Raw genomic sequence first — 19,492 nt, 5'->3', positions numbered from 1 at the left:
CTGGAGACCGCGGTCCTTAAGAACCCGAGCGGGAGGAGATCCAGCGGTGTCCGCGAACACCCCGGTCAGGCGTCGACGTAGGCCGCGAGGTGCTCGCCGGTGAGGGTGGAGCGCGCGGCGACGAGGTCGGCGGGCGTGCCCTCGAAGACGACCCGGCCGCCGTCGTGGCCTGCACCGGGGCCGAGGTCGATGATCCAGTCGGCGTGCGCCATGACCGCCTGGTGGTGCTCGATGACGATGACCGACTTGCCGGCATCGACGAGCCGGTCCAGCAGGCCGAGCAGCTGCTCGACGTCGACGAGGTGTAGACCGGTGGTCGGTTCGTCGAGGACGTAGACGCCGCCTTTCTCGGCCATGCGGGTGGCCAGCTTGAGCCGCTGCCGCTCACCGCCGGACAGCGTGGTGAGCGGCTGGCCGAGGCGGAGGTAGCCGAGCCCGACGTCGGCGAGGCGCTCGAGGATCTTGTGCGCGGCCGGGACCTTCGCATCCCCGGAGCCGAAGAACTCCGCGGCCTCGGCCACCGACATCGCGAGCACCTCGCTGATGTCGCGACCGCCGAAGTGGTAGTCCAGCACCGCTGCCTGGAACCGCTTCCCCTCGCACTCCTCGCAGGTGGTGGCGACGCCGGCCATCATCGCCAGGTCGGTGTAGATGACACCGGCACCGTTGCAGTTGGGGCAGGCGCCTTCCGAGTTGGCGCTGAACAGCGCCGGCTTCACGCCGTTGGCCTTCGCGAACGCCTTGCGGATCGGGTCGAGCAGTCCGGTGTAGGTCGCCGGGTTGCTCCGCCGCGAGCCGCGGATCGCGGTCTGGTCGACCGCCACCACTGCGTCCCGCCCGGACACCGAGCCGTGGATCAGCGAGCTCTTGCCCGAGCCCGCCACCCCGGTGACGACGACCAGCACGCCGAGCGGGATGTCGACGTCGACGTCCTGGAGGTTGTGGGTTCCGGCGCCGCGCACCTCCAACATGCCCGACGGCGTCCGCACCGACGGCTTCAGGCAGGCGCGGTCATCCAGGTGCCGCCCGGTGAGCGTCTCGCTGGCCCGCAGCGCGTCGATGGTGCCCTCGAACACGACCTCTCCGCCCTCGGTGCCAGCGCCCGGGCCGAGATCGACGACGTGGTCGGCGATCGCAATCGCCTCCGGCTTGTGCTCCACGACCAGCACGGTGTTGCCCTTGTTGCGCAGCTGCAGCAGCAGGCCGTTCATTCGCTGGATGTCGTGGGGGTGCAGCCCGATCGTCGGCTCGTCGAAGACGTAAGTGACGTCCGTGAGCGACGACCCGAGGTGCCGGATCATCTTGGTGCGCTGCGCCTCGCCGCCCGACAGCGTGCCCGACGGCCGGTCGAGCGAGAGGTAGCCCAGCCCGATCTCGACGAACGAGTCGAGGGTGTGCCGCAGCGCGGTCAGCAGCGGCGCAACGGACGGTTCGTCCAGGCCCCCCGCCCACTCGGCCAGGTCGGTGATCTGCATGGCGCAAGCGTCGGCGATGTTGATCCCGTCGATCTTCGACGACCGGGCCTGCTCGCTGAGCCGGGTACCGTCGCACTCGGGGCAGGTGGCGAAGGTGACCGCCCGCTCCACGAAGGCCCGGATGTGCGGCTGCAGCGAGTCGACGTCCTTGGACAACATCGACTTCTGGATCTTGGGGATCAGGCCTTCGTAGGTCAGGTTGATGCCGTCGACCTTGATCTTGGTCGGCTCTTTGTGGAGCAGGTCGTGCAACTGCTTCTTGGTGAACTTGCGGATCGGCTTGTCCGGGTCGAAGAAGCCGCAGCCCTTGAAGATGCGGCCATACCAGCCGTCCATGCTGTAGCCGGGGATAGTGAGCGCGCCCTCGTTGAGCGACTTGCTGCCGTCGTACAGCTGGGTCAGGTCGATGTCGTTGACCGAGCCACGGCCCTCGCAGCGCGGGCACATGCCGCCGGTGATGCTGAAGCTGCGACGCTCCTTCACAGTCTGCCCGCCGCGTTCGAGCGTGACCGCGCCCGCTCCGCTGATGGAGGCGACGTTGAAGGAGAACGCCTGCGGCGAGCCGATGTGCGGCTTTCCGAGGCGGCTGAACAGGATGCGCAGCATCGCGTTGGCGTCGGTGGCGGTGCCGACCGTCGAGCGGGGATCGGCACCCATCCGCTCCTGGTCGACGATGATCGCGGTCGTCAGCCCGTCCAGGACGTCGACCTCGGGCCGTGCCAGCGTCGGCATGAAGCCCTGCACGAAGGCACTGTAGGTCTCGTTGATCAGCCGCTGCGACTCCGCGGCGATCGTGCCGAACACCAGCGAACTCTTGCCCGAGCCGGAGACACCGGTGAACACCGTCAGCCGGCGCTTCGGGATCTCGATGCTGACGTCCTTGAGGTTGTTCACGCGTGCGCCGTGCACGCGAATCAGATCGTGGCTGTCAGCGACGTGCGGCTCAGGCGACTGCGCATCCGTCCTGGTGGCCATGCTCATGGTGCCTCCATCTGTTGGCGGACCCGCCTCCGCGGTCTCCGTCGGTCGCCTGGCTCGATCCGACCAGTTCCGGGCAGTACGTCCGGCCCCCTTCGCCGGCGCGGTCACCGGCGATGGGCCGCTGTCCACCTGCTCGGTGGTACCAGCCGGGGTGGCGCAAGCCGTTCACGTGCTTTGGCCCCGGGTGCCGCTGGGCCCGAGACGCCAGATTAACCAGCGGTTCGGCGCGGCAAGCGCACACGGGTCGAAGTCGGTGTTGCAGGTCGTGGCTGTGACCTGCGGCTGGGGCCCTGACGCGCAGGCGAGCAGCAGCCGGACGCCGCTCGGCGACGCGACCAGCCCAACGGCCCGGTAGGCCGGAATAGATCTTGAAGGTAACCCACAAGGGTGAAGATTACTTTCGATCAATACATTGTGTAATCAGCCAGCGCTCACCCTCCAGGCCACCGCTACCAGGAACGACACTTGAATCAAGGGATCTTGCAGGGTTTCCTGATCGGGATTGACTACCCCATAAGGAGTTGGCCTTGCGACCTCGACTACGTAGCGTGTCCGATGGTCGGCCACCCCCCGAGCCGACCGACCGGGAGCCCGCAGCGCCGCACCCTGCCCCGCGGGCTCCCACCCCCGAAGAAACGACTGGGCAGGGCCGACACCTCGAACCACGTTCCGCCGGCACCACAAGCACGCCGGGCGGTCAATCGTGCGCGGGTCGCAGGCGCAGCAGGAGATCATCCATGGCGCGCAACAACCGCATGTCCCCCACCAGCCGAATCGCCTCCGGAGCAATCCTCGCCGGCCTGATCGCCGCCGCTGCGCTGGCGACCGCCCTCCCCGCCAGTGCCGCCGCGGCGTCCACTTGGGACGCCGTCGCGAAGTGCGAGAGCTCCGGGAACTGGAAGGCCAACACCGGCAACGGTTTCTCCGGCGGCCTGCAGTTCACCCCGTCCACCTGGGCCGCGTTCGGCGGCACCGCCTACGCCCGAAAGGCGCACCAGGCGACGCGCGAGCAGCAGATCGCGGTCGCGGAAAAGGTCCTCAAGGCCCAGGGGCCCAAGGCCTGGCCGGTGTGCTCGAGGAAGGCCGGACTCCACAAGTGACCGGTTCCCGCCCGTGAGCACTTCCAGGGGCTGCGGCACCGCGAAGTGCGCACGGGCGATCACCGGGGGCAACACTCAATCGCGGGTGGAGCGTGACGGTGCCCACCGAACCTCGGGTGCGGAATAAACGGGGCGGTTGTTCCGTTATCGCTGCTGCGCGGGGCAGGGGCCTCGCGCTTGTCGCACGCGATGAAAGGCTGATGCTGCCGTGGCTGTTGCCCTCTCCATTCTCGATCTGGCACACATCGGCCCTGGAGAGACGGCCGGCGACAGCTTCGCCGCCAGCGTCGACCTGGCACAGCGCGCCGAAGCCCTGGGCTACCGGCGGATCTGGTACGCCGAGCACCACAACATGTCGTCGATCGCGTCGTCGGCGACCAGCGTGCTGATCGGGCACGTGGCCGCTCACACCAAGACCATCCGGCTCGGCGCCGGTGGCGTGATGCTGCCCAACCACTCGCCGCTGACCATCGCCGAGCAGTTCGGCACCCTAGAAACTCTGTTCCCGGGACGCATCGACCTCGGCCTCGGCCGGGCCCCGGGCAGCGACCAGAAGACCATGCGGGCGCTGCGCCGCGACCCTGCCGCGGCCGACACCTTCCCCCAGGACGTGTTGGAGCTGCAGGGCTATCTGTCGGGCGAGACCCGGATCCCCGGGGTCAACGCGACGCCCGGCGCGGGCACCAACGTGCCGCTGTACATCCTCGGTTCGTCGCTGTTCGGCGCCAGGCTCGCCGCCGTGCTCGGCTTGCCGTACTCGTTCGCCTCGCACTTCGCGCCGGATGCGCTGGATGCCGCCGTCTCGGTCTACCGGCGGGAGTTCCAGCCGTCCGCCCAGCTCGCGGAGCCCTACGTGATCGCCGGGGTCAACGTGATCGCGGCCGACACCACCCACGAGGCCGAGCAGCACTTCCAGGCGGCGAAACGCTACCGGGTGGCCCGGATGCTGGGTCAGGGCCGGGAATTCACCCCGGAGGAGGCGGACGCCATCCTCGCTTCCCCGGCTGGACAACAGGTTCTGCAGATGACCAAGTACACCGCCGTCGGCACCCCGACCGAAGTGGACGACTACCTGGACGGGTTCGTCGAGCGGTCGCAGGCCGACGAGCTGATCGTCGTGTCCGCCGCGCCGGACCGCACCGCCTGGCGCCGCTCGCTCGAACTGCTCTCCGAGGTCCGCCGTCTGGTGGCCGCCTGACGGAAAGATCTCGTGAAGCGGTGCGGGCAGCGGGACCTCGGACGCCGCCCGGACTGGCGGGTCCCCGGCCCGTGCATGACCGCGCGACTTCGAAGCGGCCTCGCCAGGGGACTTCTGGGAGCCCGCGGCATGCGGTCTCCACCGGCTGGGTTCGCACCGCAACGCCGATCGCGCCCACAGGTAGCCTGCCAGCGCGATCGGCGCCATCGCCGACGAGAACGATCTCCACCAGGTGGACGCAATTTAAAGCGAACGGCCACCAGGAGGACTTCCCGCGGTGTCCATGCGGTCGAGTACCTTCCAGCACGAGGTGACATCTCTGACCATAGTGGACCGTCAGCGGACCGGTGCGCTCCAGCGCAGGCTGGTTCCGCCCGACGGCAGCTGATCCACCGTGCACTGGCCGCCGAGCTGGGCGGCGCGCTCGGCGAGGTTGTGCAATCCGCTGTGCGCCACGGTTTCCGGGATTCCGACACCGTTGTCCGTCACGTCGATCGCCAGGTTCCCGTCCAAGGAGATCGTGACCAACAGCTCCGTCGCCCGCGCATGCCTGACCACGTTGCTCACCGCTTCCAGGACGACGGCCTCGGCGTGCTCGGCCAACTTCGGCGGCAGCACGTCGAGCGGGCCCGACATTCGCACGGTGATCCTGAGCGGGTTGTCACCGACCACGTCCGTGATCACGCGCTGCACCCGCGCCCGGAACCGCACCGCGGTCTCGGCGGTGGCCTGCAAGTCGAAGATGCTGGCCCGCAGGTCCTGGATCACCTCGTGCAGCTGGTCGATGTGCTCGGTCAACCGGTCGGCCACGATGGGCGACTTCGCCCGGCGCTGCGTGCCCTGCATGGCCATGCCGATGGCAAACAGCCGCTGGATGACGTGGTCGTGCAGGTCTCGGGCAATCCGATCGCGGTCGGCAAGCACGTCGAGCTCCCGGCGCGCGGCCTGCGCCTCGGCCCACTGCAACGCCAGCGCCGCCTGGTCGGCGAACGAGGACACCACCTGCAGCTGGTCCTCATCGAAGTCGGCAGAGTCCACCGTGCGCGCCGCGAGCAGGACCCCGGAGGTCATCTCGTCGGCCCGCATCGGAACCGCGAGCGCGGGCCCGAACCGGACGACCTGGCCTTCGGTCAGGTCGAAGGCTAGGTTCGAGACGTTGCGCGGGATCCGCTCCCGGAACACCTGCCCGGTGGTCGTGCCGCTGATCGGGATTGTCCGGTGCGTCAGGTCGTCGACGTCCACCCCGACGGACATTCTGATGATGAGCTCGCTGACGCGTTCGTCCGGCGTGTCCTCGCCGCGCACCGGCACGGCGATCAGGGCGTAGTCGGCGGCGGTGAGCTCCGCGGCGCGCTCGGCGATCAACTGCAACGCGTCGATGGGGTCGGTGCCCGCCAGCAGCGCCGCCGTGATCTCGCTGGTGGCATCCAACCAGCGCTCGCGGCGGCGGACTTCCTCGAACAGGCGGGCGTTGTCCACCGAGATGCCCGCCGCACCCGCCAAGGCCTGCATGACGACCTCGTCGTCGTCGGTGAAACTACCGCCGCCGCGCTTCTCCGTCAGGTACAGCCGCCCGAAGGTCTCCTGCCGGGCGCGGATCGGCACCCCGAGGAAGCCACCCATCGGCGGGTGGTGGGGCGGGAACCCCACCGAGGCCGGGTGGGAGGCGATGTCGTCCAGACGCAGCGGCTTGTCTTCCTCGATGACCACGCCGAGGACGCCGTGCCCGGTGGGCAGCGCCCCGATGAGCTCGCGCGTCGGCTCGTCGATGCCCTCGTACACGAACTGGCTGAGCTCGCCGTTGGCGCCCAGCACGCCGATGGCGCCGTAGCGGGCGTCGACGAGGTCCATCGCAGTGTGCACGATTCGCCGCAGCGTCGCGTCGAGTTCTAGCTCCGACGAGATCGCGAGCACGGCCGAAAGCAGCCCGTCCATCCGGTCGCGCAGCCCGATGATCTCCTCGATGCGCACCTGGACCTGAGTCAGCAGCTCCCTTAGCCGCAGCCTGGAGAACGCATCCTCAACCGACCGCGGCGGGCCCTGCGACTCCTCCCCCGAACTCGGCACGTCCGCCCTGCTCACACCTCCACTGTGACACGTACTAACGGTTCGCACCGGGGCTCGGCCTGGTCCAGTGGTGACGATCGGCTCTGGTTCACCGGACCGCGACACCGGCATCCTCACAACAACTGCGACCTTAGGGGATAACGATGAACACGCCCATCGGCGCAGTGGGGTACCTGACGGCTGACCAGACCTGGGCTGCACTACTCAAGGCCACCGCCGCGCCGTCGTTGTACAACAGTCAGCCCTGGCGGTTTCACTGCACACCAGATGGCATCGCGTTGTACGCGGACCGGTCCCACGCCGTGCAGGTGGCGGATCCGGAGCACCGGGAGCTCGTGCTCGCCTGCGGTGCGGCGCTGTTAAACCTGCGGCTGGCGATACGGGTGCTCGGCGTGCAGCCGGATGTGCGTGTGCTGCCCGGGCACTGCTCGCCGGATCTGCTCGCGATCGTCCGCCCCGTCCGGCGGCGCCCGCCGACGCCCACCGATGTCGAACTGGCGGCGGCGATCCCCCGGCGTCGAACAAACCGCAAGCCGTTCCTGCCCGACTCGGTCCCGCCGTCGCTGCACGGCCAGCTGCGACAAGCGGCGGAAGTGGAGCGGGCGTGGCTGGCCATCCCCGAGCGGAACCAGCTGCCGAAGGTGCAGGCGCTAACCCAGCAGGCGCACGAGGCGCAGATCTCCGACGCGAAGTTCATGGCGGAGCTGCAACATTGGACGGGCCGCGACTCCAGCTCGCCCGACGGGGTGCCCGCGCGCAGCAGCGGTCCACGGCCGGAGCCGCAGGACGAATGGGTGCTGCGCGACTACAGCAGCGGTCAGGCGGAGGCTCGGGTCATGGGCAAGGACTTCGAGCCCGAGCCTCTGATCTGCGTCCTCGGCTCGTTCCAGGACGGCGTGCTGGCGCAGCTGCACGCCGGGATGGCGATGCAACGCGTGCTGCTGGCCGCCACCGCCGCCGGGCTGTCGAGCTCGTTCCTCTCCCAGGTGGTCGAGGTTCCCAGCACCCGCAAGGAACTTCGCTCGCTCATCGGTGGCGGGTTGTGGCCGCAAGCGGTGTTGCGCATCGGCTACGGATCTCCGGTACCGGCGACGCCGCGCCGCCCCTTGCACGAAGTGGTCAGCGGCGAGCCCATCCCCCGCGCCTGAGCGCGGTCAGGTGCCTTTCGGCCGGTGGTGCAGCTGGGTGGCCAGGACCGCCGCCTGCGTTCGGCGTTGCAGCCCCAGCTTCGACAGCAGGCGGGACACGTAGTTCTTGACCGTCTTCTCCGCCAGGTACATGCGGTCGGCGATCTGCCGGTTGGTCAGGCCTTGGCGGATGAGGTCCAGCAGGACTCGTTCCTGAGCTGTCAGCTCGGGCAGCTCCGTGGACTTGTCCAGCTTCGCCCGCAGCCGGTTCATCAGATCCGCGGTGGCCTGTTCGCCGAGCAGCGGCCTGCCCGATCCGACGGTGCGCACCGCCGACGCCAGCTCCATTCCCTTGATGTTCTTGATCACGTATCCCGCCGCACCGGCCAGCATCGCGTCCAGCGTGGCCTGCTCATCCGGGAACGACGTGAGCATCAGGCAGTTGAGCCCGGGCAGCCGGGAACGCAACTCGCGGCAGAGCTCGATGCCGTTGCCGTCGGGCAGCCGCACGTCCAGCACGACCACGTCCGGCCGCAGGGCGGGGATGCGGGCCTCCGCCTCGCGGGCCGTGGCGGCCTCGCCGATCACTTCGAAGTCGGGCTCGGCGCCGAGCAGGTCGGCCAGCCCGACCCGCACCACCTCGTGGTCGTCGACAAGGAACACCTTCGTCACTTCGGACCGGGTGCCATCCACGAGCTTCAGGCTACGAGCCGCTTCCCACCGGTTCGAGTCGATACTGAACCGCTGTTGCGCAAGTGGCGCATGGGTTCGCACTCGGCGTCCTGGGCGACCGCGCGAAATCACCACCTCCACGCGTTTGGACCGGGGCGCGGGCGATTTCGCGAGAAATCGTCCGGCTCTGCCCGGAGGCTCAGGCGTCGGTGCGGAAGGTGAAGCGGGCCTTGCCGACCCAGATCTCGTCACCGTCGGTCAGCTCGGCGTACTCCACCGGCATCCGGTTCAGGTAGGTGCCGTTGAGCGAGCCGCCGTCCACGAGAACGAACCGGCCGTCCCGACGGCGCAGCTCGGCGTGCTCGCGCGAGACGGTGATGTCGTCCACGACGATGTCGCATTCGCGGCCGCGCCCGATCGTGGTTCGCGGGGTACTGATCGCGAACCCAGTGCCGGCATCGGGCCCACGGTTGATTACGAGCCTCGCACGGCCGCTGGCCTCCTCGGACGCACGCGGCGCCGGAACCGGCTGCACCGCTGCGGCGGGCACCGCCCAAGGCCGGGTCGGCTCGTCCAACTGGGTTCCGTTCGGTGCGGACGCGTCGATCCGGGTCTGGTTCATCATCGTTCTCCTTACCAACAAACGAAAATGCCGCTGCGGGCTGCGCGATCCAAATGCGGCGGCTGAAACCAGAATGCCGAAGCCCGGAAGCGAATGGCCAGGACCTTGGTCCTCACTTTTCGAAAGTCCTCGGGCTGGAATTACTCGTGGTGCACGAGTGCGTGTGCCACGGCGTGGCAGGCGCCACGGCCGTCGGCGCGGGCGACGATCCGGTTCGCCTCGATGCGCACCGCGGTTTCGGTGGCGTCGCTGACTGCTGACACCCCTGCCGCCGCGGCGAGGGCACCCGGCGCGTCGCACACGACCTGCAGGCGGGGCAACGACGAAGCCGGGAATGCCTGGCGCAGGCAGCCGCACAGTTCGGCAATGGCCAGCCGCGCCAGCGGCGCGAACTCGCCGGGATCGCTGGTCACCAGGGCGATGGTGACCGCTGCCCCGGCGCGAACCGCTTCCTCGGCGGCGGAAAGCCGGTGCAGCCCGAGCACCGCCACCACGCCGTCCCCGGTCAACCGCGCGGATGCGCCGCGCACGAGGTCGATCGCTTCCGGTGGGGACCACGGCTCGTCGGTCGGTTGCGGCGGAGGGACGATCGGTGGCGGCGCCCAGAAGTCGTTGAGCGCCAACCCGGACAGTCGCTCGCAGGCGCTGATGATGTCGAACGGTTCGACGAAACCCGGTGCGGCGGCGGCCATTTGGCTCGCGCCGTGCAGCGTCGTGAGCACGGTCTCCGCCAGCCGCACCAGACGGGCGGGTGGCGCTCCCGGCGGAAGTTCCGGGGGCTGCAACCGTTCCAACGCGAGCGCGAGCAGGAGCGCATCCAGCTTCATCAGCTGCGCGAAGGGGCGCTGCACCCGCTCGTCGGCCAGGATCTCCGGCATCAACTCCGCGCCGAGGGGCCGCCCGTCGGGCAGGCGCGCGACCCATGCGCGGGCGAGCGCGCCAAGCGCGTCATGGGCGTTGCGGCCCGACGACGGGTGCAGCGGCGCGGGCGCACGCTCGGCCAGGTCGGCCAGGACCGCGAAGTATAGGGCCCGCTTGCCGGGGAAGTTGGAGTAGACCGCGCCGCGGGTGAGCTCGGCACGCTCGGCGATGGCGTCGATCTTGGCTTCGCGGAAGCCGAGCTCGGCGAACTCGTCCCGGGCCGCGGCGAGCACCTTGCCGCGGTTGCGTTCCTGGGTTTCCGCCCTGCTGAGCCGAGCCATCGTCCTCCCCCAAAGCGCGGACCTGCGCCGGTTGCCATCCAACTCGAGCCAAGATACCGTCACCCACTCAGATGATGAGAACATCTGAATTGAACATCTGACTTTGGGAGGTCGCGTGACCAGCCAGGATGTGACGGTTTCCGAGATCGACCTGACGACGCCCGAGGTGCTCGGCGACCCTTTCGCGGTCTATGGGCGCGCCCGGGAACGTTCGCCGCTGGCACGGCTGCTGGTTCCCGGTCTCAACCCGATGTGGGCCGTTCTTCGCTATCACGACGCCAAGGCGGCGCTGACCGACGCCCGTTTGGAACTCACCGGCGACAGCTTCGCCATGCGGCCCGAGGTGCCCGAGGACTGCCAGCCCTACATGCGGACCATGCAGGAGATGGAGGGGCCGGAGCACACCCGGCTGCGCAGGCTGGTCGCGCCCGCGTTCACCGCCCGCCGAGCCGCCGAGTTCCGACCGCGCATCGAAACGATCGTCGAGGCGCTGCTGGACGAACTGCCCGACGGCGGCGAAGTGGACCTGCTGCGGCACTTCGCCCGACCGCTGCCGATGGCCGTGATCTGCGAACTGGTCGGCATCCCCGAATCGGACCGGCCGAAGTGGCTGGAGTACGGCGCCCACGTCGCCGCCGGTTACGGTCCGGGGCTCGCCGAGTCGATCCCCGGCATCATCGCGGGTGCGAGGGCGGCGGTCGCGGCGCGGCGGGCCGAGCCCGGCGACGACCTGATCTCGCAACTGATCCGAGTCCAGGACGAAGACGGCGACCGGCTCAGCGACGCAGAACTGGTCGCCCTGATCTGGAACGTCGTCCTGGCGGGCCAGACACCGACGAACCTCATCGCCAACGCCGTCCACGCCCTGCTCTCCCACCCCGACCAGGTCGCCGCGCTGCGCGCGGACCCCGACCTCATGCCGCGCGCGGTGGAAGAGCTGATGCGCTGGTGCGGCCCGCAACTGCTGACGATCCCGCGCTTCGCGCGCGAGGACGTCGAGATCTCCGGCACGTGGATCGGCAAGGGCCAGCCGGTGACGGTCGTGATCGCGTCGGCGAACCACGACCCGCGGGTGTTCCCCGAAGCCGACCGGCTCGACGTCAACCGTCCCGCCGGGCCCCCACACCTTGGCTTCGCGCACGGCGCGCACTTCTGCCTCGGGGCCGCACTGGCCCGAACCCAAACCGAGGTAGCGCTTTCCGCCCTGTTGAGCCGATTCCCGAACCTGGAGCCAACGCCCGAGGGCGCACAACACCTTCCCGACCCAGGCACCCGGCGCCTGAAAACCCTGCCCGTGACCGTCTGAATCCGCACAACGACCGGCCCTAGCGTGCCGATATCCGATGGCCCGGATTCATCCCGATTCGGTACGAATCCGGGCCCGCTGCCGGCCGAGTTACTTCACCGCGCCCATGGACAGGCCTCGGACCAGGTGGTTCTGGGCGAACCAGCCGATGATCATCACCGGTAGCGAGGCCAGCAGGGCCGCCGCCGATAGCTGCGCCCAGTACAGGCCCTCGCTGGTGATGAAGCCGACCAGAAACACCGGGACCGTGCCCGCCTGCGCCGCCGTCAGGTTCACCGCGTAGAAAAACTCCGTCCAGGAGAAGATGACACAGATCAGCGCCGTGGCCGCGATTCCCGGGGCCACCACCGGCAGGATGACCTTGAACAGCAGGGTCGGCAGGTTCGCTCCGTCGACCCGGCCGGCTTCCACCATCTCCTTGGGCACTTCCAGGAAGAACGAGCGCATCATCCAGATCGCCAGCGGCAGGTTCATCGCCGTGTAGAGGATCACCAGCGCCCAGACGTTGTCCAACAGCTTCAGGTTCTGCGAGATCACGTACAGCGGGATGATCGCCGCGACGATCGGCAACATCTTGGTGGACAGGAAGAACCCGAGCGCGTCGCGGGTGCCCGGCACCGCCGAGATCGACAGCGCGTACGCCGCCGGGACCGCCATGAGCAGCACCAGCAGCGTCGACACCACCGTGACGAACGCGGAATTGCCCAGGTACGGCAGGAAACCGCGTTCCAGGATGCCCGCGAACTGATCCAGCGTCGGGGTGAACACCAGGCGCGGCGGGTCGGTGTAGGCGTCGGCTTCCTGCTTGAAGGCTGTGAGCACCATCCACAGCAGCGGAAAGACGAACAGGATCGCGACCAGCCAGGTGAACGCGGTCAGCGCCCACTGGCCGACGGGGTTTCCGGTACGCATCATCGCACCTCGCTCACGCCGAAGGTCCGGAACATCAGCCGCAGCGCGAAAGTCGCCACGATCAAGGTCAGCGCCACGACGATGACGCCCATCGCCGAGGACTGCCCGATGTCGAAGCCCTCGAAGGCCCGCTGGTAGATGTAATAGGGCAGGTTCGTGCTGGCGGTGCCCGGACCGCCCTGCGTCATAAGGAAGATCGCGTCGAAGCTGTTGACGATGTAGATCGCCCCTAGCAGGACCGCCAGCTGCAGGTACCGGCTCAGCTGTGGCAGGGTGATCGACGCGAAGGTGCGCCACCGGCCCGCTCCGTCGACCGCGGCGGCTTCGAGCACCTCCTTGGACTGAGCCTGCAGGCCCGCAAGGATCAGCAGCATCATGAACGGCGTCCACTGCCAGACGATCTGCGCCATGACCGAGGCCAGCGGGAACTCCGACAGCCAGTCGATGTCGCTGCCGAACACGAAGTTCAGCAGGCCGTAGGTCGGGTCGAACATCGTCGTCTTCCACAGCAGCGCCCCGGCCGCCGGGAGGATCAAAAACGGCGTGATGAGCAGCGTGCGGACCACGCCGCGGCCGAGGAACTTCCGGTCCAGGAGCAACGCCAGCCCAAGGCCGAGCAGCATCGCCACCAGCACGCAGACCACGGTCAGCAGCACGGTGTTAAGCATCGCGCCCCGGAACTGGCTGTCGGCGAACACGTCCAAGTAGTTGCGCAAGCCGACGAAGTGGCGGGAACCAGGACGCACCAGGTTCCAGGACTGGAACGAGTAGAACACGGTGAGCAGGAACGGGATCTGCGTGACCAGGATCGTGAACAGCAGGGCGGGCAGCAGCGGGGCGCGCCGCAGCCACGCCGCGCCGGACCACTTGCCGACCGGCTTACGGATCGGGACGGGTGTCGTGGCGGGTTTCGTGGCGGTCTGGGTCATCGGGTCTCCCGGTATGCAGCGCCGACCGATTCGGCGTACTCCTGCGACTGCTGGAGCGCCTCGTCGACCGTGATCTGCCCAGCGATGGCAGCGGAGAGCTGTTGGCTGACCCGCGTGCCGAGATCCTGGAACTCCGGGATGCCGACGAACTGGATCCCCGGGTAGGGCACCGGCCGCAACATGGCGTTGCGCTGCTGGGCGCGGTCGATCCCGTCCAGCGTGGGCTGTGCGTAGGCTTGCGCGGCCTGCTGGTACTCCGGGACCTGGTACGTCGACAGGCGGCAGCCGGGTGGAACCCGGTTCCAGCCGAAGGTGTTGCCGACGTTGCGCACAAACTCCTTGTCGGTCATCCAGCGCATGAACCGCCAGGCGGCGTCCTTGTCCTCGGCGACCTTCGGCATGGCCAGCGACCAGGTGTAGAGCCAGCCGCTGCTGCCGGTGTGCTCGACCGGGGCCGCAACGTAGCCGGACTTGCCGACGATCTTGCTGCTCTCCGGGTCCTCGTTGGTGCCGGCCATGACCGTGGCGTCGTACCACATCGCCGCCTGTCCCTGGCCGTACCGCGTGCCGCACTCGGAGAAGCCCGCGCCGGACGCGCCGACCTCGCCGTGCTGCCGCACCAGGTCCACGTAGAACTCGGCGGCGGAGCGGAATTCCGGCGAGGTCAGCTGGGCGTTCCAGTTCTCGTCGAACCAGCGCGCGCCGAAGGTGTTGGCGACGGTGCTAAACGGCGCCAGGCTCTCGCCCCAGCCGGGCTTGCCGCGCAGGCAGATGCCGGCCACGCCCGCGGCCTTGTTGTCGAGCTTCGCCGCGAAGTCCGCGATCTGCCGCCAGGTCGGGTGTTCCGGCATGGTCAGCCCGGCCTGCTCGAACAAGTCCTTGCGGTAGGCCAGGAACGACGACTCGCCGTAGAACGGCACCGCGTACATCGACCCCTGGTACGACAGTGAATCCCGAATGCTCGGGATGAAGTCGCCCGGGTCGTAGCCCTGGCTCTTCTCGATGTAGGGCTGAAGGTTCTCCAGCCAGCCGTTGGCCGCCCACTGCGGGGTTTCGTAGTTGCTGATCATCACGACGTCGAACTCGCCGCCCTCGGTGGCGGTGGACGCGGTGATCTTGGCACGCGCCTGGTTTTCGGGCAGCTGCACGAACTTCAGCTTGATTCCCGGGTTGTCGCGCTCGAACTGGTCCGACAGCGCGATCGCGTCTTCCATCTGCGGGTTCGACACGATCGCGATGACCAGCGTCCGCCCGCCGGAGCCCAGCGCCCCTGCCCCGGCGCAGCCGGTGAGCATGAGCAGCGAGGCCACGGCCAGCAGCGCGACCTTTCTTATACGGCTATGCATCAACGCCTCCCGGCAGCACCTGGACCTTTAGGCCGGCGCCGCTGCGCATCAGGTCGAGGGCCGCGGGGAACTCCTCCAGCGGCAGGATGTCGGTGAGCAGCGAGCCGGTATCGATCGCGCCCGAGGCCACCAGGTCGAGCGCCGCGCCGTAACTGTTCAGCACGGCCATCGAACCAACGATCTTGATCTCGTCGTTGTAGATGCGAAACGGCGACAGCGACACCCGGGCCTCGGCAGGGGCGACGCCGAACACCAGCAGCCGGCCACCGCGTCGCAGCGAGTCGAAGGCCGCCTCGATCGCGGGCGCGGCACCCGTGCAGTCGACCGCGGCGTCGAACCGCTCGTCGAGTTCGGCGACGTCGGTGCCCACCCGGACCGCGCCGAGCCGAGCTGCCCGGCCCAGCCGCGCCTCGTTGCGGTCGACCACCGTGACGTGCGCGCCACCGCGCTGGAGCAACTGCTGCATCAGCAGCCCCATCGTGCCCGCTCCCACCACGAGGAACCGTTCGCCCGCTTCGACGCCGATCTGCCGGACGCCGTGCACCGCGCACGACACCGGTTCGACCAGCGCGCCCTGCTGCCAGGTCATGTCATCGGGCATCCGGTAGCAGGTGGACGCCGGGACAGCGACGTACTCGGCGAAGGCGCCGTCCACGGTGTCACCGGTGGCGTTCCAGTTCACGCAGAGGTTGCCGTGGCCCGACCGGCACGGGGTGCAGTAGCCGCAGAACAGCGACGGGTCCACCGCGACGCGGTCACCGATCTTCCAGTCCCCCGGCGTGTCCGCGCCGATCTCGACGACCTCGCCGGAGAACTCGTGCCCGGGCACGATCGGGTAAGGCGTGGGCGGGAAGTGGCCGTCGGCGATGTGCAGGTCGGTGCCGCAGATCCCGGTTGCACCGACCTTGAGCACCAACTGCCGGTCCCCGGCCGTCGGATCTGGCACGTCGCCCACCCTGATCGAACCGGGTTGATCGATGATCGCGGCGCGCATGACACTCCATTCAGGTCTGCTCAAACGAGCGCGTCTCGTTGCGGTCATCCCGCAACATGCGGTGCATTCAAGGACTTCATGTCAAGTTACGTCAACCTTTCGTCCAGATTTCGCGGTATTGTGCTCACATGAGCATCAAAGGGCAGAGATCCCGCCCGATCGACACCTTCACCGCTGCCTCGATCGCGCACCGGTTCTACGCCCAGGGCCGCTCGAAGCTGGAGATCGCGGAGGAGTTCGGCATCAGCCGCTTCAAGGTGGCACGGATCCTTAGCTCAGCGCAGGAATCCGGCCTCGTACGCATCGAGTTCGATCTTCCGGTGCCGGTGGACCTGCCGCTGTCGGACGAGGTACGCGCGGCCTACGGACTCCGCCGCGTACTGGTGCTCAATCGAGCGCAGAGCAACGCCGACCGGCCGGAGTTGCGGCGCCGGATCGGCGCGCTGGCGGCGGAGCTGCTGACCGAGATCGCGGCCCCGGAGGACGTCATCGGCCTGGCCTGGGCGCGTTCGGTGAACGCCATGGCCGAGGCCGTCAAGTCGCTCCCGAAGTGCCCAATCGTGCAACTGTGCGGAGTTCAGGCGGGCATGGACATGCGCGACCGGTCGGTGGAGACGGTGGGCCGGGTCGCGGCCGTCGGTGGCGGCGACGCCTACCCGATCTACGGCCCGCTGGTGCTGCCGGACCGCCGCACCACCGACATCCTGCGAAAGCAACCGGGCATCGCGGAAACCTTCGATCAGTTCCAACACCTGACCAAAGCGGTGGTGAGCATCGGCGCGTGGCAACCGGGCGAATCAACGGTCTACGACGCACTGACCCCGAGCGAACGGGACTCGATCGGCCGACGAGGAGCAACGGCGGAGATCGCGGCCCGCCTGTTCGACGAGAACGGCAACGCCCTGTCAACGGGCCTGGCCCACCACGTGCTGGCGATCACCCACGACCAACTCCGCCGAGTCCCGGAAGTGATCGCCCTGGGCTACACCGAACCGAAAGCCGAAGCGATCGACGCGGTCCTCCGCTCCGGCATCGTCACCACCCTCATCACCGACGCCGCAGCAGCCGACCGAATCCTGCAACTGGCCACCCGACACCCACCCGAGTAGCCGAAGAGCGCCCGTTTCCCGTTTCGGGAAACGACTCTATTCTCTGTCCGCCGAATCCGAATCTCCGCCACAATCCCCCCGGCAGCTGCGCACAGCCGCACGGAACCAGATTTCCTTCCACGCGTCGAGGGCGGCGATGAATCCGGCGGAGAGCACCATGGTTCGTCGTCCGAGCTGGTCACGGGCCGGCCACTCCTTGAGGGTTGACGGCGCGGGAATCGAGCAAAGCGGCGAGGTTACTAAACGTAGGCGGGGCTACTACCTGCATCCGGCCGTTTGGGTGCCACTACAGCCCACTCGAAGCATTCTCGTGAATTTCTTAACTGATTGTAGAGCAATGTTGTTGAGCAATTCCACACTTGCGGGCCCCCGCCGAAACGCTGTGGACAGCGCAACTCACTGTCAGCCAGCTCATACTGCAGCTGCTGCGGCTCCGTCCGTGACCCGAGGTTTTCGCCTGTTCTACGGGCAGAAAGTCAACGCTGCGGCCGGTCGTCGATGTCGAAGTCGAGGTGGGCGATGCGCTCTTCGACGGTAACCGCGTTGCGGACGAAACGTCGGGCTTGCCGGGTCAACTCGGTGATTTCGGCGAGATGCGCCTCGACGGCGGCGCGGCTGGCGGCGTCGTCCTCAACCGCATCGAGGGTGGCCTGGTGGATGTCGTGCTCGATCTCGACGAGTTGGGAAAGCAGATCGCGCTGCCGCTGCTCGCTGATCAACAAGCGTTGATCGCGTTCACCGTCGGGCGGAACCTCGGGATGCCTGTCGCCCATCGCGAACCAGTCCCTCCGCCCGAAACTCCCCCGACGGTATCAGTCACCACCAGTGCGGGAACAGGCTCGTCCCGCAGGCGCGGTGCCCGCCCGGTGCGACGAGCGGGCGGGCACCACACTGCTATTGACCGTCCACTTCGGTCATTTCTTCAGATCTGCTCCGTAGGGTTGGGTTATCGCTTCCAGGTAGTGACCCGACGGGTCCAGGAAGTAGACGCCCCGGCCCCCGTGGTTGGTGTTGTATTGCTGGGGCAGCTTTCCGTGCGGATCCGCCCAGTGGTCGAGCCCTGCCGCTTGGATCCGGGCGTAGATGCCGTCGAAGTCTTCCTCGGTGACGAGGAATGCGTAGTGCTGCGGCGGGAATTCGATGCCCGGCTCGGCGAACTGGAGCGTCACTCCCGCATCCAGGTTGACCGTGAGGAAGGGGCCGCTGGGCTCCGCCGGTGGGAGGTCGAACACCTCCGTGAACAAGGATGCCGATTCCTGCTTATCGCGCGCGGCGACGATGGTGTGATTGAAAAGAGTGGTCATGAAGACCCTTCGAGCCCACGCCTCCATACCTGACGCTGTCCGCCACCGGCACGCGACGCTGCCCGGATCAGATCACGGACGCATTCGACGCGTCAAGCCGGTTGTGTCGACGTCCGCGCCGTCCGCAACCGGATCCCACCTGGTGATATCCGAATACACCTGGTGATATCGGAATACCGGCGGTGCGGACACTTCATGCGTGGCATCGCGCGAAAAGGTGGAGGACATGAGGTTCTGGACGGACGAGGTGCGTCGCCAATGACATTTCCGCTGCTCGACAATCCCGCGTGGGCTTCGCTTACCGGCCCGCACGCCCGGTACGCCGAGAAGCACGGCCGGGTGTTGCGCTACCCGGTCGACGTGGCGCCGTTCCTGGCCATCCCGGACGAGTTCGACGAGGACGTCTGGCGGGACGTCGCAGAATTGGCCGGGCCGGGGGCGGTCGTCGCCTTCTCCGGTCGCCGGCGAACACCCCCTCCCGGCTGGGAAGTCTTGGAGCAGCTTCCCGGCGTGCAACTGGTCGACGACGGCGTTGCCGACGCCGAGGACGCCGAGGCGGTGCGGCTCACGGCCGCTGACGTGCCGGAGATGCTCGACCTCGTCAAGCGCACCAAGCCCGGGCCGTTCCTGCCGCGCATCCTCGAGATCGGCCGGTACCTGGGGATCCGGCGCGGAGACGCGCTCATCGCGATGGCCGGCGAGCGGTTGCACCCACCGGGGTGGACGGAGATCAGCGCGGTCTGCACCGATCCGGCATTCCGCGGGCAGGGCCTGGCCACCCGGCTCGTGCTCGCCGTTGCCGCCGGTATCCGGGCGCGGGGCGAGAAGCCGTTCCTGCACACGACCGCGTCAAACACCAACGCCATCCGCCTCTACGAGTCGCTGGGCTTCCGGCTGCGATACCGGCTGACCTTCTCCGCCGTTCGGGTGCCGGAGACCCGTGAGTCCTTCGGGTTGCGGTAGAGGCCGCCGTTTGGTCTCCGCCTTGAAGCGGCAGCCGCTTTAGCGCACCTGCGGAGCTCGTACCGCCACGAGTTCTCGGGCGTCGGCTGGCCAGGGCCTCCTCGAAGCCGTCATACGCGCGAGACCAGGCGCTGTCTAAGTTTGTCGCTGTCCTGCGCGAGCGTGGTTCCTGCTCGGCGCGTCGT

Annotated in this window: 17 protein-coding genes; 6 read left to right on the top strand and 11 right to left on the bottom strand. The window is 68.3% G+C overall.

The genetic code is table 11. The features are described from left to right. Positions 1 to 65: 65 nt before the first annotated feature. Complete coding sequence (locus tag ACWDKQ_RS05075; RefSeq protein WP_450137463.1) at positions 66 to 2,456, bottom strand: ATP-binding cassette domain-containing protein; 2,391 nt, start codon at positions 2,454 to 2,456, stop codon at positions 66 to 68. A 737-nt stretch (positions 2,457 to 3,193) separates the two neighbouring features. Here ACWDKQ_RS05075 and ACWDKQ_RS05070 point away from each other — a divergent pair. Together ACWDKQ_RS05070 and ACWDKQ_RS05065 are read left to right on the top strand one after the other, a co-directional pair. Beyond that, positions 3,194 to 3,556, top strand: coding sequence for a transglycosylase family protein (locus ACWDKQ_RS05070; protein WP_450137462.1), 363 nt, complete (start codon positions 3,194 to 3,196; stop codon positions 3,554 to 3,556). A 208-nt stretch (positions 3,557 to 3,764) separates the two neighbouring features. Then, positions 3,765 to 4,754, top strand: a complete 990-nt coding sequence (locus ACWDKQ_RS05065; RefSeq protein ID WP_450137461.1) for an LLM class flavin-dependent oxidoreductase — start codon at positions 3,765 to 3,767, stop codon at positions 4,752 to 4,754. Positions 4,755 to 5,090: 336 nt separating this feature from the next. Here the strand turns inward: ACWDKQ_RS05065 and ACWDKQ_RS05060 are convergent, their stop codons facing one another. Continuing rightward, complete coding sequence (locus ACWDKQ_RS05060; RefSeq protein ID WP_450137460.1) at positions 5,091 to 6,836, bottom strand: GAF domain-containing protein; 1,746 nt, start codon at positions 6,834 to 6,836, stop codon at positions 5,091 to 5,093. A 128-nt stretch (positions 6,837 to 6,964) separates the two neighbouring features. Between ACWDKQ_RS05060 and ACWDKQ_RS05055 the strand changes: the two genes are divergently transcribed. Next, on the top strand, positions 6,965 to 7,969 hold the full coding sequence (locus ACWDKQ_RS05055; protein ID WP_450137459.1) for an Acg family FMN-binding oxidoreductase: 1,005 nt from the start codon (positions 6,965 to 6,967) through the stop codon (positions 7,967 to 7,969). A gap of 6 nt (positions 7,970 to 7,975) precedes the next feature. Here ACWDKQ_RS05055 and ACWDKQ_RS05050 read toward each other — a convergent pair whose 3' ends face one another. The 3 genes from ACWDKQ_RS05050 to ACWDKQ_RS05040 all read right to left on the bottom strand — a co-directional run bounded on the left by ACWDKQ_RS05050 (position 7,976) and on the right by ACWDKQ_RS05040 (position 10,444). Continuing rightward, positions 7,976 to 8,620, bottom strand: a complete 645-nt coding sequence (locus ACWDKQ_RS05050; protein WP_450137458.1) for a response regulator — start codon at positions 8,618 to 8,620, stop codon at positions 7,976 to 7,978. 199 nt (positions 8,621 to 8,819) lie between these two features. Then, on the bottom strand, positions 8,820 to 9,242 hold the full coding sequence (locus tag ACWDKQ_RS05045; protein ID WP_450137457.1) for an FHA domain-containing protein: 423 nt from the start codon (positions 9,240 to 9,242) through the stop codon (positions 8,820 to 8,822). Between the two features lie 140 nt (positions 9,243 to 9,382). Further along, entirely contained in the window at positions 9,383 to 10,444 is a 1,062-nt protein-coding gene (locus ACWDKQ_RS05040) for a TetR/AcrR family transcriptional regulator (RefSeq protein ID WP_450137456.1), read from the bottom strand. A gap of 115 nt (positions 10,445 to 10,559) precedes the next feature. Here ACWDKQ_RS05040 and ACWDKQ_RS05035 point away from each other — a divergent pair, with 115 nt between their 5' ends. Next, positions 10,560 to 11,750, top strand: coding sequence for a cytochrome P450 family protein (locus ACWDKQ_RS05035; protein ID WP_450137455.1), 1,191 nt, complete (start codon positions 10,560 to 10,562; stop codon positions 11,748 to 11,750). Positions 11,751 to 11,840: 90 nt separating this feature from the next. Here ACWDKQ_RS05035 and ACWDKQ_RS05030 read toward each other — a convergent pair whose 3' ends face one another. From ACWDKQ_RS05030 to ACWDKQ_RS05015, 4 genes are read right to left on the bottom strand one after another with little or no spacing between them, the layout of a single operon-like run. Further along, a complete protein-coding gene (locus ACWDKQ_RS05030; RefSeq protein ID WP_450137454.1) occupies positions 11,841 to 12,665 on the bottom strand; it encodes a carbohydrate ABC transporter permease in 825 nt (274 codons plus the stop codon). Continuing rightward, on the bottom strand, positions 12,662 to 13,591 hold the full coding sequence (locus ACWDKQ_RS05025; RefSeq protein WP_450137453.1) for a carbohydrate ABC transporter permease: 930 nt from the start codon (positions 13,589 to 13,591) through the stop codon (positions 12,662 to 12,664). Before ACWDKQ_RS05025 ends, ACWDKQ_RS05030 begins: the two co-directional genes overlap by 4 nt. Then, positions 13,588 to 14,937, bottom strand: coding sequence for an ABC transporter substrate-binding protein (locus ACWDKQ_RS05020; protein WP_450137452.1), 1,350 nt, complete (start codon positions 14,935 to 14,937; stop codon positions 13,588 to 13,590). The genes ACWDKQ_RS05025 and ACWDKQ_RS05020 overlap by 4 nt, the downstream gene beginning before the upstream one ends. Then, entirely contained in the window at positions 14,930 to 15,931 is a 1,002-nt protein-coding gene (locus ACWDKQ_RS05015) for a zinc-dependent alcohol dehydrogenase family protein (protein ID WP_450137451.1), read from the bottom strand. The genes ACWDKQ_RS05020 and ACWDKQ_RS05015 overlap by 8 nt, the downstream gene beginning before the upstream one ends. Before the next feature lie 128 nt (positions 15,932 to 16,059). On the opposite strand from ACWDKQ_RS05015, the gene ACWDKQ_RS05010 reads away from it, so the two are divergent. Beyond that, a complete protein-coding gene (locus tag ACWDKQ_RS05010) occupies positions 16,060 to 17,040 on the top strand; it encodes a sugar-binding transcriptional regulator (protein WP_450137450.1) in 981 nt (326 codons plus the stop codon). Between the two features lie 476 nt (positions 17,041 to 17,516). On the opposite strand, the gene ACWDKQ_RS05005 is transcribed toward ACWDKQ_RS05010, so the two are convergent. Both ACWDKQ_RS05005 and ACWDKQ_RS05000 read right to left on the bottom strand, forming a co-directional pair. After that, positions 17,517 to 17,813, bottom strand: a complete 297-nt coding sequence (locus tag ACWDKQ_RS05005) for a hypothetical protein (protein WP_450137449.1) — start codon at positions 17,811 to 17,813, stop codon at positions 17,517 to 17,519. 141 nt (positions 17,814 to 17,954) lie between these two features. Beyond that, positions 17,955 to 18,344, bottom strand: a complete 390-nt coding sequence (locus tag ACWDKQ_RS05000; RefSeq protein ID WP_450137448.1) for a VOC family protein — start codon at positions 18,342 to 18,344, stop codon at positions 17,955 to 17,957. 258 nt (positions 18,345 to 18,602) lie between these two features. Here ACWDKQ_RS05000 and ACWDKQ_RS04995 point away from each other — a divergent pair, with 258 nt between their 5' ends. Next, positions 18,603 to 19,307, top strand: a complete 705-nt coding sequence (locus tag ACWDKQ_RS04995; protein WP_450137447.1) for a GNAT family N-acetyltransferase — start codon at positions 18,603 to 18,605, stop codon at positions 19,305 to 19,307. Positions 19,308 to 19,492: the final 185 nt, after the last annotated feature.

The organism is Saccharopolyspora sp. NPDC000995, assembly GCF_053599315.1.
Note: the sequence above shows the minus strand (reverse complement) of the source record. Positions and strands in the feature narration are given on the sequence as shown.